The following is an 11,838-nucleotide window of genomic DNA, read 5'->3' on the forward strand; positions in this document are numbered from 1 at the left end:
CGAGTCTAGGTGGGCATCACCGCGGCGAGCGGCCGGCGTCCGACTACGGCGGCTCACCCCACGGGCAGCCCCACCATCTCCAGCGACGCGTCCCACAGCCGGGACGCGGCCGCGGTGTCGCGCAGCGATGGCCAGAGCGTCTGCTCGGCCGGCGCACCACCGGCGCCCCCGAGGCCTCGTGGTCCGTAGAAACGCCCGCTCGCGGCGGGCGCCGTGGCCGCGACCAGCGCGGGGAGGGCCGCGCTGTCCGGGGTGCCGGTGAGCCCGACGGCCGACAGACGGCGGATGACGCGCACCTCGATGCCGTCGCGGGTGCGTCCCGTCTCCGGGCGCGCGGCCAGCAGGCTCGTCGGGGCGACACCGGGGTGCGAGAGGGCGCTGCTGATGCCCCAGCCGTGGGTGCGGCTGCGCCGGTCGAGCTCCAGCCCGAACAGCCCCACGGCGACCTTCGACTGCCGGTAGGCCCTCATCGGGTCGTAGGCGCGTTGCCAGCCCAGGTCCTCCCAATGGATCTCCCCGCGGCGGGCCGCGATGCTCGTCTGCGAGACGACCCGGGCCGAGCCCGCCCGCAGGAGCGGGAGCAGGCGCGTCACGAGGGCCACGTGCCCGAGGTGGTTGGTGCCCAGCTGCAGCTCGAAGCCGTCCTGCGTGGTCCGGCGCTCCGGCGGCGTCATGAGACCGGCGTTGGCGACGAGCAGGTGCAGGGGCGCGCCGTCCGCGAGCATCCGGCCGGCGAGCGCCGCGACCGACTCCAGGGAGGCGAGGTCGAGCGGCTCGAGGGTCAGCCTCGCCCCCGGGACCTCCCGGCGGATGCGGTCGGCGGCGGCCTCGCCCTTGGCCGTGGACCGCACCGGCATGACGACGTCGGCGCCGGCCGCGGCGAGCCGGGTGGCGATGCGCATCCCGATGCCGTCACTGGCGCCGGTCACGAGGGCACGGCGTCCGGAGAGGTCGGGGAGGGAGAGGTCGGGGTGGCGGGGCATGGTGGGCTCCTCGGGGGGATCGGCGCCCGGGTCGGCGCCTGCCCCCAGCCTCACCGCTCTCGCCGGTCCGAGCCACGGCCTGACGATCCGTGGCTGCCCGGTCCGCCCCGGGGGAGGATGGCGGCATGGTCATCGACAGGGCGGGACTGGCCGACTTCCTCCGGGGGCGGCGCGAGTCGCTGCAGCCCGAGGACGTGGGCCTGCCGCGGGGCGCCCGCCGGCGTACCGGCGGGCTGCGCCGCGAGGAGGTCGCGGCCCTCAGCCACATGTCCGTGGACTACTACGCCCGGATCGAGCGGCAGCGCGGCCCGCAACCCTCCGAGCAGATGCTGGCCGCCATAGCGCAGGGCCTGCACCTGAGCCGGGCCGAGCGCGACCACCTCTACCGGCTCGGTGGGCACCCGGCACCCGTCCCCGGGTCGGGCACCGACCACGTGAGCCCGGGGATGCTGCGGGTGTTCGACCGGCTCGTTGACACCCCCGCCGAGATCGTCACCGAGCTCGGGGAGACGTTGCGGCAGAACGCCCTCGGAGCGGCCCTCGGTGGTGACGCGGGCCTGCGGACCGGCCCCGCCCGCAGCATCGGCTACCGGTGGTTCACCGACCCCGCGGCCCGACGGCTGCACCCCGAGGAGGACCACGCCTTCTACTCGAGGCTCTACGCCTCGGGCCTGCGGAGTGTCCTCGCCCTGCGCGGACCGGGGTCGCGCGCGGCCGACCTCGCCGAGCGGCTCCTGGCGCAGAGCGAGGAGTTCCGGCACGTGTGGGCGCAGCACGAGGTGGGGCTGCGTCCCCGGGAGGTCAAGCGGTTCCTCAACGCGGAGGTGGGGCTCCTCGAGCTGGGCTGCCAGGTCCTGCTCTCGCCCGACGACTCCCACTCGTTGCTCGTCTACACGGCGGTGCCCGGCAGCCCGAGCGACGAGCGGCTGCGTCTGCTCTCGGTCATCGCGTCGCCGCCCTCGCCGGTGGACGACCGCCGTCCTAGGGTGAGGCCGTGATCACCAACCGCTCGGCGCCCCACGCCCGGGTCACGCCGGTGCTGACCGTCGCGGACGTGCGGGCCGCCGTGGTCTGGTACGGCGAGGTGCTCGGCTTCGTCGAGCACGTGCGCATCGGGGAGGGGCACCGCGCGCAGCTGGGGCTGCCCGACGCCCCCGCGGCCGAGCTGGTCGTCGCCGAGGTCCGGCCCGGGCGGCGCACCCCGGCGCAGGGCCGCTCACACCAGGTGATGCTCAAGGTCGACGACGTCGCCGCCGTCGTCGCCGCGGCGGTCGCGCGCGGGGCCACGGTGGCCGACCCGCAGCGCGACTGGGAGTACGGCGAGCGCCAGGCCGCGATCGACGACCCGTTCGGCCACCAGTGGGTGCTCAACCAGACCCTCACCGACGTGGCGCCCGAGGAGTGGGGTGGCGAGACCGTGACGCCGCGCCCCACGGCGGCCGGATGAGCACCGACCCCGTCGACGCGGCGGCGCGGCGGCGGCGGCAGGCCCGCGAGAACGCCGAGTACCACCACGCGGCGGCGCAGCGGGCGGCGCAGGCCGAGGCCCGGCGCACCGCCCCGATGGTCGCGGAGTTCGCCGACGCGATGCGCGCGGCCGGCGTCGAGCCCACCCGGCTGCGCGCCCGGCCCTACAGCGGCAGCGGGACGCTGCGGACCGACGTCGAGGGCTGGTACGTGCGCCGCGACCACCGGGCCGCGGTCGGCACGGACGGGCGCTGGTACGTCCTCGTCGTCGCGCCCAGCCTGCGCGGACGGCTCACGGGCATCCACGTCGACCCGAGCGACGCGCCGCTGCAGGTCGGCGCCGGAGGGCGCGACGGCGACTCGGTGGCGCTCGACGTCCTCTTGCGGCTGAGGCTCGAGGCCGGCGCCGACTTCCCCTGACGCACGAGCCGAAGGGGCTCAGCCGGCCTCGGGACGCGCCTGCCGCACCGCGTCGTAGCCGTCGGCAAGGCCGGAGGCCAGCACCTCGACGAGGTCGGCGGCCTCGTCCGGCGCGAGGCGGGTCGTCGCGACGCAGACGTTGTCGCGCCAGACCGAGAGCACCACGACGCCGGCCTCCGGGTGCCACGTCACGCGCAGCGCACGCCCCTCGCCGCGGGCGTCGGCGACGACCGCGCTGCGAGCGGGGACGGAGCGCTCCATCCCCGCAGTGTGCGCCGGGGGAGAGCCTCCTGTCGAGAGGTCGCGAGAGGGCTCAGACCTCGGGGCGGTGCGTGAAGGACGACGCGTAGGAGGTCTCGCCGACGGCGATCGAGTACTCGCTGTAGTAGTCGGCGATGCCGTGACGCTGCGCCTCGCGGTGGCGCGGGTGGTCGCGCCATCCCCGGTGCGACGCGGCGTCGGCGAACGTGACGATCGTCGCCCGCTCGCCGTCCCCGGCGACGAAGGTCTTCGTCTCGACGAACCCCGGCATCGACCGGGCGAGCTCGGCCACGACGGCGAGCTCGTCCCGGTAGGCACCCTCGTGCTCCGGGCGCAGGCGGTTGCGGAAGACCGTCACCACCTGGCCCGTGAGCGGGCGCTCGACGCCGGGCACGTCAGGACCCTCAGATGTCGCGGAAGGTCTCGATCGTCGCGCCGAGGGCGTTGAGGCGCTCGGCGAGGTCCTCGTACCCGCGGTTGATGACGTAGACGTTGCGCAGCACCGAGGTGCCGGGCGCGGCGAGCATCGCGAGGAGCACGACGACGCCGGGGCGCAGCGCCGGCGGGCACATGACCTCGGCGGCCCGCCACTTCGGCGTCGGGCCGGTGATCATCACCCGGTGCGGGTCGAGCAGCTGCACCTGGGCGCCGATCTTCGTCAGCTCGGTGAGGTAGATCGCGCGGTTCTCGTAGACCCAGTCGTGGATCATCGTCGTGCCCTCGGCGCACGCGGCGATGAGCGCGAAGAACGGCAGGTTGTCGATGTTGAGGCCCGGGAAGGGCATCGGGGCGATCTTGTCGACCGGCGCGGTGAGCGGGCCGGGGTGGATCGTCAGGTCGACGAGGCGGGTGTGCCCGTTGTTCGCGAGGTACTCCTCGGTGAGGTCGAACTTCAGGCCCATCTCCTCGAGGGTGGCCAGCTCGATCTCGAGGAACTCGATCGGCATCCGCTCGATGGTGATCTCGGAGCCGGTGACCACCGCGGCCGCGATGAGGCTCATCGCCTCGATCGGGTCCTCGGAGGGGAAGTACTCGATGTCGGTGTCGACGCGGCCCACGCCGGTGACGGTGAGGGTCGTCGTGCCGATGCCGTCGATCTCGACCCCGAGCCCGCGCAGGAAGAAGCACAGGTCCTGGACCATGTAGTTCGGGGAGGCGTTGCGGATGACCGTCGTGCCCTCGTAGCGGGCGGCGGCCAGCAGGACGTTCTCGGTCACGGTGTCGCCGCGCTCGGTGAGGACGATGGCGCGCTTCGGGTGGCGGCTGCGGTCGACGGCGGCCTCGTAGAAGCCGTGCGTCGCCGTGACGTCGAGCCCGAAGTGGCGCAGCGCCGACAGGTGCGGCTCGACCGTGCGCGTGCCGAGGTCGCAGCCGCCGGCGTAGGGCAGCTGGAAGTCGTCGTACTCGGCGAGCAGCGGCCCGAGGAACATGATGACGGTGCGCGTGCGGCGGGCGGCCTCGATGTCGATGCCGTCGAGGTCCAGGCGGGCCGGCGGCACGATCTCGAGGTCGTTGCTGTCGGGCAGCCAGCGCACCTTGACGCCGATCGAGGTGAGGACCTCGATGATCCGGTTGACCTCCTCGATCCGCGCGAGGTTGCGCAGCGTCGTGCGGCCCTTGTTGAGCAGGCTGGCGCACAGGAGGGCGACGGCGGCGTTCTTGCTCGTCTTGACGGGGATCGAGCCGGAGAGCTTGTGTCCGCCGACGATCCGCAGGTGCTGGGGACCGGAGTGGCCGAGCGAGACGAACTCGCTGTCGAGCTTCTCGCCGACGCGGGCGAGCATCTCGAGCGAGAGGTTCTGCTTGCCCTGCTCGATCCGGGCGACCGCGCTCTGGCTGGTCCCGAGGAGCTCGGCGAGCTCGCTCTGGGTCAGCCCCTGGTGGCGGCGGGCGTCCCGGATGAGGGTGCCGATCCGGGTCAGGTAGGTGTCGGAGGTGGTCGTCACGCAGACCATGGTAGATCAGATATGAGATATCGCCGCGTTGCGGGCCGCGCGTCCTGGGGGGTCTCTCAGGCACCCCCGTGACCTGCGACGACGGCACGGACCGGGTGGTCCGTGCCGTCGTCGGGCGGGTCGCGCGGGTGGTCAGGCGGTGGCGGGCACGCTCGCGACGCCGTGGGGGAGGACCCGGCGGCCGAGCACGCGCTGGGTCACGCCCTCGCGGTCGAGCAGGGGGATGATCCCGCCGTTCCAGAACTGGAAGCCGGCGCCGGTGATCATCGCCAGGTCGATGTCCATCGGGGCCTCGACGACGCCCTCGGCGAGCATCAGCCCGACCTCCTCGGCGATGGCGCCGAGCACGCGGGCCCGGACCTCGTCGACGGAGAGCTCGACCGGCTCGGCCGGCTGCTCGCGCATCGCCTCGACCTCCGGGTCGGGCACCGGGCGGCCGCGCTCGTCGGTGGCGTAGTAGCCGCGCTTGCCCGCCTCGACGAGGCGCCGCAGCGTCGGGGAGACGAAGAAGCGGTCGCCGAACGCGCGGTGCAGGGTCTCGCTGTTGTGCAGCGCGATGGCCGGACCGACGAGGCCGAGCAGGACGAACGGCGGCATCGGCGCGAGGCCGGCGACGGCGCGGTCCGCGACGGCGACCGGGGTGCCCTCGTCGACGACCCGCGAGTACTCGCCCATGAAGCGGCCGAGCAGGCGGTTGACGACGAACGACGCCGAGTCCTTGGAGCGGATGCACGTCTTCTTCAGGCCCTTGCCCACCGCGAAGCCGGTGGCCAGGGTCGCCTCGTCGGTGTGCTCGCCGGGGATGACCTCGAGCAGCGGCATGACCGCGACGGGGTTGAAGAAGTGCAGGCCGACGACCCGCTCGGGGTGCTGCAGCCCGCTCGCCATCTCGGTGATCGACAGCGACGAGGTGTTGGTGGCGAGGACGCACTCGGCGGAGACGACGGCCTCGACCTCGGCGAAGACCTGCTGCTTGACCGACATCTCCTCGAAGACGGCCTCGATGACGAGGTCGGCGTCGGCGAAGCCGTCCTTGCTCGTCGAGCCGGTGACCAGGCCCTTGAGGAAGGACGCCTTGTCGGGGGAGACCCGGCGCTTGGCCAGCAGCTGGTCGACCTCCTGGTGCACGTAGCCGACGCCCTTGGCGACGCGGTCCTCGTCGAGGTCGGTCATGACGACCGGCACGCCGAGGCGGCGCGCGAAGAGGAGCGCGAGCTGGCTCGCCATGAGCCCCGCGCCGACGACGCCGACCTTGGTGACCGGGCGGGCGAGCGCCTTGTCGGGGGCGCCGGCCGGCCGCTTGGCCCGCTTCTGGACGAGGTCGAAGGCGTAGAGGCCGGCCCGCAGCTCGTCGGACATGATGAGGTCGCCGAGCGCCTCGTCCTCGGCCGCGAAGGCGTCCTCGCGCGACGCGGTCCGCGCGGCCCGGACGAGCTGGACCGCCCGCAGCGCGCCGGGGGCCTGCCCGCCGGTCTTGGCGACGACGACCTTGCCGGCGCGGTCGCACGCGGCGTCCCACGCCTCGGCGGACCGGTCGACCTCGGCGCGCTCGACGGTCACGGCGCCGTTCAGCACTCCGGCCGCCCAGCGCAGCGAGTCCTCGAGGAAGTCCGCCGGGGGGAGCAGGACGTCGGCGATGCCCATCGCGGCGACATCCTTGGCGGCGAGCATCCGGTTCTGCGACAACGGGTTCTCGATGACGACCTTGAGGGCCGCCTCGGCACCGACGAGGTTCGGGAGCATCCAGCAGCCGCCCCAGCCGGGGACGAGCCCGAGGAAGGTCTCGGGGAGGGCGAAGGCGGGAACGCCGGCCGAGATGGTCCGGTGGTCGGCCGCGAGCGCGAGCTCGACGCCGCCGCCCATCGCCGCGCCGTTGACGAACGCGAACGTCGGCACCGGCAGGTCCATGAGGGTCGCGAAGGCGCGGTGGCCGGCCTGCGCGATCTCGACGGCCTGGCTGCGGTCGGTGACGTACGGGATGCCGGACAGGTCGGCGCCGACGGCGAAGACGAACGGCTTGCCGGTGACGCCGACGGCCTGGATCTCGCCGGCCTCGGCGCGGGCCCGCAGGGTGTCGAGCGTGGCCTGGAGCCCGGCGACGCCCTCGGGGCCGAAGGTGTTCGGGCGGGTGTGGTCCTTGCCGTTGTCGAGCGTGACGAGGGCCAGGGTGCCGGCGCCGCCGGGGAGCGTGACGTCTTGCACGGGGGTGCGGGTGACGACCTCGGCGGGCAGGGCGGGGGCCTGGGTGGTGGTGGTCATGGCTCAGGCGTCCTTCCGGTAGTCCGCGTGGTTCGGGTTCTCCCAGATGACGCAGCCGCCCATCCCGATGCCGATGCACATCGCGGTCAGGCCGTAGCGCACCTCGGGGTGCTCCTCGAAGTGGCGGGCGAGCTGGGTCATGAGGCGCACGCCGGAGGACGCGAGCGGGTGACCCGTGGCGATGGCGCCGCCCCACGGGTTGACGCGCTCGTCGTCGTCGGCGATGCCGAAGTGGTCGAGGAAGGAGAGGACCTGCACGGCGAACGCCTCGTTGAGCTCGAAGAGGCCGATGTCGTCGATGGTCAGGCCCGCCTTGGCGAGGGCCTTCTCGGTGGCGGGGACCGGGCCGATGCCCATCACCTCGGGCTCGACGCCGACGAAGGCGTGCGAGACCAGGCGCATCCGGACCGGGAGGCCGAGCTCGTCGGCGGCGGACTGGCTCGCGAGGAGGCAGGCGGTGGCGCCGTCGTTGAGGCCCGCCGCGTTGCCGGCGGTGACGTTGCCGTGCGGACGGAACGGGGTCTTGAGGCCGGCGAGCTCCTCGAGCGTCGTGCCGGGGCGCGGCGGCTCGTCGGCGGTCGCGAGGCCCCAGCCCTTCTCGACGTGGCGGGTCGCGACGGGGACGAGGTCGGGCTGGACCTTGCCGGCCTCGTAGGCGGCGGCGAGCTTGCGCTGGCTGCCGACGGCGAAGGCGTCGGAGCGCTCCTTGGTCAGCTGCGGGAAGCGGTCGTGGAGGTTCTCGGCGGTCTTGCCCATGACGAGGGCGGACTCGTCGACGAGGCGCTCGGCGACGATCCGCGGGTTGGGGTCGACGCCCTCGCCCATCGGGTGGCGGCCCATGTGCTCGACGCCACCGGCGACGGCGATGTCGATGGCCCCGACGCCGATGGCCGACGACACGGTCGTCACGGCGGTCATCGCGCCGGCGCACATCCGGTCGATCGAGTAGCCCGGCGTCGACTTCGGCAGCCCGGACAGGAGCGCCGTCATCCGGCCGAGGGTCAGGCCTTGGTCGCCGATCTGCGTCGTCGCGGCGATGGCGACCTCCTCGACCCGCTCGGCCGGGAGCTCGGGGTGGCGCCGCAGCAGCTCGCGGACGCACTTGATGACGAGGTCGTCGGCGCGGGTCTGGGCGTACATGCCCTTCTCGCCGGCCTTGCCGAAGGGGGTGCGGACGCCGTCGACGAAGACGACCTCCTGGAGCTCACGGGGCACGAGGTGGCCTCCCTGGTCGGGGACGTGGGACCGCCCGGCGGGGACCGGGCTGCGTCGATCGTACTAAGCAAGCGCTCAGTCATCGAGAGGCGCCGGAGTGACCGGGGTCACGCGCCGTAGCCTGAGCGCCATGGACGAGCGCGGGTGGACCACCGTCGACGACGTCGAGGCGCTCGCGGCCCTCGTCGGTGAGCCGGCCCGGCGGGCCGTCGAGAAGGAGCGCGACCACCTGCTCGACGTCGACCTCGCGTGGCTGCGGGCCGCCCCGTTCTGCGTCCTGGCCACCGCGGACGCCGACGGCGCGTGCGACGCCTCGCCGAAGGGCGACCCCGCCGGGCGCCTGGTCCACGTCCTCGACCGCCGCACGATCGCCGTCGCGGAGCGCCCGGGCAACCGCCGCGTCGACGGCTACCGCAACGTGCTGGAGAACCCGCACGTCGGCCTGCTCTTCCTCGTGCCCGGGCGTGGCGACACGCTGCGCGTCAACGGCCGGGCGCGCCTGGTGTCGGACGCGCCGTTCCTCGACGAGATGACGGTGCGGGGCCACCGCCCGCTGCTCGCCCTCGTCGTCGACGTCGAGCAGGTGTTCTTCCACTGCAGCAAGGCATTCCTGCGCGCCGGCCTCTGGGAGCCGGAGACCTGGCGGCCGTTCGACGAGGTGCCGCGGCGGGCCGTCATCGCCCACGACGTCGAGCCCGACGGGCGCAGCCTCGAGGAGCTCGACGCCTACTACGGCCCCGCGTACGCCGAGGGCCTCTACCGCTGAGGGTGCGGGACTCGTGAGTTGCCAGCCTGGACGGGACCGACCCCTGACCTCCGGGAGGAGAAGACCGTGGACCTGACGCTGCCCTGGACCGACGACGAGCTCGTGCTGCGCAATCGCTACGAGACGCTGAGCATCGTCAACGACCTGCTCATCGCGGTCTGGTTCCTCGTCGGGAGCATCCTGTTCTTCCGGGAGTCGACGACGTACGCGGGCACCTGGTTCTTCGTCGTCGGCTCGGCCCAGCTGATGCTGAGGCCCTCGATCCGGCTGTCCCGGCGCATCCACCTGCGCCGCCACCGGCAGCGGCACGGCGGGAGCGGGCCGACCGAGAGCAGCCAGGACTTCTGAGCGCGGCGGCAAGCCTCGCCAGGGGTGGCCGGTGAGGCTGCCGTCAGGCGTCGGGGTGCGCCTCGAAGGCCGCGACGAGCATCGGCGCGACGACGTCGGCCTGCCAGCGCCGCACACCGTAGGCGGCCAGCGCGGCCGAGAAGCCCTCGACGTCGCGCCGCTCCGGCGGCGTCCAGACGACGCGGCGCAGCGGGTCGGGGGAGCAGACGTTCTCGACCGGGATGCTGTGCTCGTCGGCGAACTCGGTGAGGGCGGCGCGCGTCGCCGAGAGCCGGGCGGCGGCCGCGGGGTTCTTGTCGGCCCACACGCGCGGCGGCGGGGGGCCGTCCGACGGCAGGGTCCGCGGCGGCAGCTTCTCCTCCGGGAGGGCGACCGCCCGCTCGACCGCCTCGACCCACTGCCGGCCGTAGCGCTTGATGGCGCGGTGGCCGGACGGCAGGGCCGCGGTGTCGCGGGGGAGCGCGGCCGCGATGTCGACGAGGGCGGCATCCGGCAGCACGCGGCCGACCGAGGTGTCGCGCTCGCGGGCGATCGTGTCGCGGGCGTACCAGAGCTCACGGATGACGCCGACGGCCCGGCGCGAGCGCAGCGTGTTGATGCCGGAGGTGCGCCGCCACGGGTCGACGCGCTCGGTCGGGGCCCAGGTGAGCAGCGCGGTGAACTCCTGGCGCGCCCACTCGTCCTTGCCCTGCGCGGCGAGGTCGACGCCCATGAGGTTGCGCAGCTCGCCGAGGACCTCGACGTCGAGCGCCGCGTAGCGCAGCCACGGGTCGGGCAGCGGGCGGGTGGACCAGTCGACCGCGGAGTGCTCCTTGGCCAGGCGCAGCCCGAGGTAGTGCTCGACGACCGCGGCGAGACCGACCCGCGGCAGGCCGAGGATGCGGGCCGCGAGCTCGGTGTCGAACAGCTGGCGCGGGCGCAGGCCGACCTCGGCGAGGCAGGCGAGGTCCTGGGTGGCGGCGTGGAGGATCCACTCCGCGGCGCCGATCGCGTCGTTGACCGGCGTGAGGTCGGGGACGGCGACGGGGTCGATGAGCCAGGTGCCCGAGCCCTCGCGGCGCAGCTGCACGAGGTAGGCGCGCTGGCCGTAGCGGTAGCCCGAGGCGCGCTCGGCGTCGATCGCGACCGGGCCGACGCCCGCGGCGATGGCGGCGGCGGCCTCGTCCAGGCCGCGTTCGGTCTCGACGACGGAGGGCACGCCCTCGGCCGGCTCCTCGAGGGGCACGGGCTCCGCGACGGGAGTGGCGGGCACGTGGTCGTCCTCCGGGGTCGGGTCGGTGTGGGGGGTCTCCTGGCTCATCCGGCGGTCACCGTCGGGGGCCCGGGAGGGCGACGACGCCGTCGGGCAGCGGGGGCAGGCCGGCGATCGTGCACAGGAGGTCGGACCAGGCGAGGAGGTGCTCGCCGGCCTCGGGGCCGAGCGGCGTCCACGACGCCCGCAGCTCCATCTCGACGCTCGCGGGGCGGTCGGCGAGGCCGCCGAAGCTCTCGGACACGACACGCGTCACGGTGCCGGCCTCGGCGATGAACGGCACACCGCGCGCCGTGAGCGCGTCGGTCAGCCAGCTCCAGCCGACCTCGCCGAGCAGCGGCTCGGTGGCGAACTCCTCCTCGAGCTCGGCCCGGGCGAAGGTGACGGCGCGCCAGGCGCCGCCCCACGGCTCGGGCTCGGAGGGGTCGTGGAGGAGGACGAACCGGCCCGAGGCGAGCTCGGAGTCGGGGTCGTGCGGGTCGATGACGTCGGCGGTCAGCGCGACCGCGTGCGGGGCGATCCGCTGGGGCGCGGGCACCTCGGTGAGCCGCACCTCGGGCCGCAGCCGCGCACGGTGCAGCTCGTCGAGTGCCCGGGTGAAGTCCGGGGACTCCCTCCCGGTCACGGTGCTGCGCGCCACGTGGAGCACAGTAGGACGCGCGCCCGCCCCAGCGCGGCAGGGCGCGCCGAACGGCAGCCGACCGGTCGACCCCTTGCACCCGCAAGGTTTCCCTTCCACCCGGCAAGCTCTTCCTTCCACTCGGCAAGGTTTCCCTTCCACCGCGGAAGGTGTTCCTTCCACGGCGCACGGGAAACCTCGCAGGGGCAAGGAGGTCGGGGGCATCCACCATCCGGCCCCGGGGCTCCGCCGAGTCGAGGTGAAGGACGACCGCGAGGGGGTCCGGTTTCACC

The 11,838-nt window shown here is 74.1% G+C and carries 13 protein-coding genes; 5 read left to right on the top strand and 8 right to left on the bottom strand.

The genetic code is table 11. The annotated features are described in order from the left end of the window. Positions 1 to 53 precede the first annotated feature (53 nt). A complete protein-coding gene (locus J3473_RS01800) occupies positions 54 to 983 on the bottom strand; it encodes an SDR family oxidoreductase (protein WP_207021660.1) in 930 nt (309 codons plus the stop codon). Between the two features lie 125 nt (positions 984 to 1,108). Between J3473_RS01800 and J3473_RS01805 the strand changes: the two genes are divergently transcribed. Genes J3473_RS01805 through J3473_RS01815 form a run of 3 tightly spaced genes read left to right on the top strand, consistent with a single transcriptional unit; the run spans position 1,109 to position 2,870 of the window. Next, entirely contained in the window at positions 1,109 to 1,981 is an 873-nt protein-coding gene (locus tag J3473_RS01805; protein WP_207021661.1) for a helix-turn-helix transcriptional regulator, read from the top strand. After that, complete coding sequence (locus J3473_RS01810) at positions 1,978 to 2,430, top strand: glyoxalase/bleomycin resistance/extradiol dioxygenase family protein (RefSeq protein WP_207021662.1); 453 nt, start codon at positions 1,978 to 1,980, stop codon at positions 2,428 to 2,430. Before J3473_RS01805 ends, J3473_RS01810 begins: the two co-directional genes overlap by 4 nt. Continuing rightward, complete coding sequence (locus tag J3473_RS01815) at positions 2,427 to 2,870, top strand: hypothetical protein (RefSeq protein WP_207021663.1); 444 nt, start codon at positions 2,427 to 2,429, stop codon at positions 2,868 to 2,870. Before J3473_RS01810 ends, J3473_RS01815 begins: the two co-directional genes overlap by 4 nt. An 18-nt stretch (positions 2,871 to 2,888) precedes the next feature. Here the strand turns inward: J3473_RS01815 and J3473_RS01820 are convergent, their stop codons facing one another. The 5 genes from J3473_RS01820 to J3473_RS01840 form a co-directional block, all read right to left on the bottom strand. After that, the gene (locus J3473_RS01820; RefSeq protein WP_207021664.1) at positions 2,889 to 3,131 is read right to left on the bottom strand and encodes a hypothetical protein; all 243 of its coding nucleotides are present in this window, start codon (positions 3,129 to 3,131) and stop codon (positions 2,889 to 2,891) included. Positions 3,132 to 3,183: 52 nt separating this feature from the next. Next, positions 3,184 to 3,525, bottom strand: a complete 342-nt coding sequence (locus tag J3473_RS01825) for an antibiotic biosynthesis monooxygenase (RefSeq protein WP_207021665.1) — start codon at positions 3,523 to 3,525, stop codon at positions 3,184 to 3,186. A 10-nt stretch (positions 3,526 to 3,535) separates the two neighbouring features. Further along, entirely contained in the window at positions 3,536 to 5,077 is a 1,542-nt protein-coding gene (locus J3473_RS01830; RefSeq protein ID WP_242525617.1) for a UDP-N-acetylglucosamine 1-carboxyvinyltransferase, read from the bottom strand. A 141-nt stretch (positions 5,078 to 5,218) separates the two neighbouring features. Beyond that, a complete protein-coding gene (locus tag J3473_RS01835; RefSeq protein WP_207021667.1) occupies positions 5,219 to 7,345 on the bottom strand; it encodes a 3-hydroxyacyl-CoA dehydrogenase NAD-binding domain-containing protein in 2,127 nt (708 codons plus the stop codon). 3 nt (positions 7,346 to 7,348) lie between these two features. Next, positions 7,349 to 8,560 (bottom strand): thiolase family protein, encoded by a 1,212-nt coding sequence (locus tag J3473_RS01840; RefSeq protein ID WP_207021668.1) that lies wholly within the window; start codon positions 8,558 to 8,560, stop codon positions 7,349 to 7,351. A gap of 130 nt (positions 8,561 to 8,690) precedes the next feature. Here J3473_RS01840 and J3473_RS01845 point away from each other — a divergent pair, with 130 nt between their 5' ends. Both J3473_RS01845 and J3473_RS01850 read left to right on the top strand, forming a co-directional pair. After that, positions 8,691 to 9,326, top strand: coding sequence for a pyridoxamine 5'-phosphate oxidase family protein (locus J3473_RS01845; RefSeq protein ID WP_030529027.1), 636 nt, complete (start codon positions 8,691 to 8,693; stop codon positions 9,324 to 9,326). Between the two features lie 66 nt (positions 9,327 to 9,392). Beyond that, a complete protein-coding gene (locus J3473_RS01850) occupies positions 9,393 to 9,674 on the top strand; it encodes a YrhK family protein (protein ID WP_030529028.1) in 282 nt (93 codons plus the stop codon). A 43-nt stretch (positions 9,675 to 9,717) separates the two neighbouring features. On the opposite strand, the gene J3473_RS01855 is transcribed toward J3473_RS01850, so the two are convergent. Both J3473_RS01855 and J3473_RS01860 read right to left on the bottom strand, forming a co-directional pair. Further along, complete coding sequence (locus J3473_RS01855) at positions 9,718 to 10,974, bottom strand: HRDC domain-containing protein (RefSeq protein ID WP_207021669.1); 1,257 nt, start codon at positions 10,972 to 10,974, stop codon at positions 9,718 to 9,720. A 7-nt stretch (positions 10,975 to 10,981) separates the two neighbouring features. After that, positions 10,982 to 11,566, bottom strand: coding sequence for a DUF3000 domain-containing protein (locus J3473_RS01860; RefSeq protein WP_030529030.1), 585 nt, complete (start codon positions 11,564 to 11,566; stop codon positions 10,982 to 10,984). Positions 11,567 to 11,838: the final 272 nt, after the last annotated feature.

The sequence above is a fragment of the Phycicoccus sp. DTK01 genome (assembly GCF_017312765.1).
Classification (GTDB): domain Bacteria; phylum Actinomycetota; class Actinomycetes; order Actinomycetales; family Dermatophilaceae; genus Phycicoccus; species Phycicoccus jejuensis.

Bases quoted from the DNA above. Each gene is read 5' to 3' on its own strand.
- J3473_RS01855 (WP_207021669.1), bottom strand. From the start codon at position 10,974: ATGAGCCAGGAGACCCCCCACACCGACCCGACCCCGGAGGACGACCAC.
- J3473_RS01835 (WP_207021667.1), bottom strand. From the start codon at position 7,345: ATGACCACCACCACCCAGGCCCCCGCCCTGCCCGCCGAGGTCGTCACC.
- J3473_RS01805 (WP_207021661.1), top strand. From the start codon at position 1,109: ATGGTCATCGACAGGGCGGGACTGGCCGACTTCCTCCGGGGGCGGCGC.
- J3473_RS01820 (WP_207021664.1), bottom strand. From the start codon at position 3,131: ATGGAGCGCTCCGTCCCCGCTCGCAGCGCGGTCGTCGCCGACGCCCGC.
- J3473_RS01800 (WP_207021660.1), bottom strand. From the start codon at position 983: ATGCCCCGCCACCCCGACCTCTCCCTCCCCGACCTCTCCGGACGCCGT.
- J3473_RS01815 (WP_207021663.1), top strand. From the start codon at position 2,427: ATGAGCACCGACCCCGTCGACGCGGCGGCGCGGCGGCGGCGGCAGGCC.
- J3473_RS01845 (WP_030529027.1), top strand. From the start codon at position 8,691: ATGGACGAGCGCGGGTGGACCACCGTCGACGACGTCGAGGCGCTCGCG.